2 protein-coding genes are annotated in these 2,290 nt (G+C 70.5%); both read right to left on the bottom strand.

Annotation, left to right across the window (positions count from 1 at the left end; all coding sequences use genetic code 11):
* Positions 1-279: 279 nt before the first annotated feature.
* Positions 280-1,524: a GNAT family N-acetyltransferase gene (locus tag N5079_RS34935; RefSeq protein ID WP_261588510.1), complete on the bottom strand. Its 1,245-nt coding sequence runs from the start codon at positions 1,522-1,524 to the stop codon at positions 280-282.
* Between the two features lie 88 nt (positions 1,525-1,612).
* Positions 1,613-2,026, bottom strand: a complete 414-nt coding sequence (locus tag N5079_RS34930; protein ID WP_261588509.1) for an SgcJ/EcaC family oxidoreductase — start codon at positions 2,024-2,026, stop codon at positions 1,613-1,615.
* Positions 2,027-2,290: the final 264 nt, after the last annotated feature.

Here is a 2,290-nt window from a genome sequence, read left to right as displayed (position 1 = left end):
CTCTGATCACGAGCTACCAGGCCCTGGGGCGCCTCAGGCTGTCGATCGCGCTAAGGCGTGGGCCTGGCGACACTAACCTGCACCAGCCGTGTTCCGGCTGTCTTCTCCGAGGATGCTCTGCGGCGGACGCCGGGATCGGCCGCGCTACACGCGAGGACGCCCCGCGCAGGGCAGTGATGCTCCGCGCGGGGCCGATGATCCTCCTTGAGGCGAAGCCGGGAACGCCCGGGCGGCCACCGATTCGATCCCCGAGTATGGCCACCGAACGGCGACGCGTCGTCAGAAGATCTCGAAGGCGGACGGCGGCTGGTGCCACCCGAATGCCGGGGCGGCCTCGGCGAGCGCGCCGGGACGCAACTCGCGGATCAGGCCGGCGCCGGCCAGCGCCTGCAGCGACGCCCCGCCCATGTAGACGGCCCCGAGAGCCCGGATGTCGAACGCCAGGTCCGCGTCGTCCGTCGTGGGCGCGCAGGACGCCGAGTCCGGCGACCCGGTCAGGCGCCACTTTCCGGTGTTGACCGGCAGGAAGTCGTCGGTGACGTCGATGACGACGTCGATGGCCGTGGCGTACCGGCGCGACGCCAGCGCCTTGGCGACGTCGACGACCCGGATGTAGAGCCCGTCGCACAGGTGCGCCGACAGTTGCCGCGCCTCGCCGACCCAGTAGAACAGCGGCTCGTCGACCGAGACCGACCACGTCGAGACGTAGCGGGTGAGGTCGACCTTGAGCAGGAAACGCCACAGCGCGTCGTACGCCTCGGGGGTCGTGGAGACCTGCTCGACGACGTCCACCGTGCTTAGCGGGCCGGTCCCCGACCAGGAGCTCCGCACCCGCCACAGGGCGTAGCCGTCGATGCCGTCGTCGCCTTCGTGGATGACGGCCCGCAGCGCCGAGCCGCCCGCCCGCTGCGACATGAGATCGGCCAGGCGGTAGTCCCAGTGCGCGGCCGTACGCTCCGACCATCCCGGGCGCTCGGCGTAGACCTGGTCGTAGATCTTGACGAGGGCGTCGCGGAGGTCGGCCGGCGAGCCTTCGGTGACCCTTCCGGCAGGGGTCCCCGGCGGAGGCGTGACCTCGCGCGAGTTCACGTTGAGCGCGAGCCGCCGGACCGCCACGCCGTACCCGAACCGGTGGTAGATGCGGCCTTCGCTGGCCCAGCACAGGGTGATGGCCTCGCCGAGGGCGCGCGCGTCCTCGAAGTGCCGGCGCATCAACTGGGTGAGGATGCCCTGGCGCCGGACGGTCGCGGACACCGCGCCCCGGCAGCCGTGGGCGGCGGGGATCACCGCGCCGGGAACCGCGATCTGCCGGGTGTTGCCGCCCAGCGTGGCGACGATCCGGCCGTCGCTCCGCACGACCAGCGAGCGCTCGGGCTCGAACAGCTCGCGCTCGGCCTCCAGGCTCTGGGGGTCGCCGTCGATGTTGATGCCCGCGGAGAACACCTGGTAGATGTCCTCCCAGTCCTCGTGGGCCGGGACCTCGATCGAAAAGTCGTCGGTACTCCCGACGGTGTTGCTCGTCATTCGGTAGCCTCCGGAATGCCGCGAAAGAGTCTCTTTGCCGGATGTCGGGGAACGGCGCAGCGAGCCTGGCCGCGGGAGCGCGAGCGGGTCAGGCCGCGCCGATGGGGGTGTTCTGGTAGGCGGTGATCAGCCACTGCCCATCCTGCTTGGCCAGCACCCACGTCGCCCGGACGGCACGCTCCGGCGTGACCTCGGCGTCGCCGGGAGCGAGGACACCGCCACGCGTGACGAGCACGGCCGCGTCCTTGCCGATGAACTTCGCCGAGATCGGGTCGCCGGCCACCCGGGTGCCCTTGTAGGGGCCGGAGTACGCCATGGTCATGAACTCGCGGATCCCCTGGCGGCCGCTGACGAAGATGTCCCCGGGGAGGATCATCGTGGCGTCCTCGGTGAAGACCCCGGCGAAGGCCTCCGCGTCGTTCTGGGCCCACGCGGCGACGATGCGCCGCGGCACCTCGCGCACGGCCGTCGCGTCGTCGGTGATGGTCGATGAAGAGCTCATGTCTGTCGTTCCTTCGCTGAACGGCTGGAACACGGATAAGGCCGCGAGCCGACAGGGGTCCGAGCGACCGAGCCCGAATCGCCATCGGTCACCTTCGCATCGTGATCGCCGCCTGTCCCGCCGTGCATCTCTCGCCGTGCGGTGTCCCCCGGCCGGTCGTCCACGGCCTGTACGGCAGGCCGACGCACCGACAATTTCATGAGTCTTGACAACAGATATTGTCGGTGGGAGTGTGGGGACCCGCAAGCCTCGTCACAGGCGGAC

Source organism: Planotetraspora sp. A-T 1434 (assembly GCF_025420585.1).
In the GTDB taxonomy this organism is placed as follows: domain Bacteria; phylum Actinomycetota; class Actinomycetes; order Streptosporangiales; family Streptosporangiaceae; genus JAOEGB01.
Note: the sequence above shows the minus strand (reverse complement) of the source record. Positions and strands in the feature narration are given on the sequence as shown.

Excerpts from the sequence above, each read along its gene's own strand:
- N5079_RS34930 (WP_261588509.1), bottom strand. The coding sequence starts at position 2,026 with ATGAGCTCTTCATCGACCATCACCGACGACGCGACGGCCGTGCGCGAG.
- N5079_RS34935 (WP_261588510.1), bottom strand. The coding sequence starts at position 1,524 with ATGACGAGCAACACCGTCGGGAGTACCGACGACTTTTCGATCGAGGTC.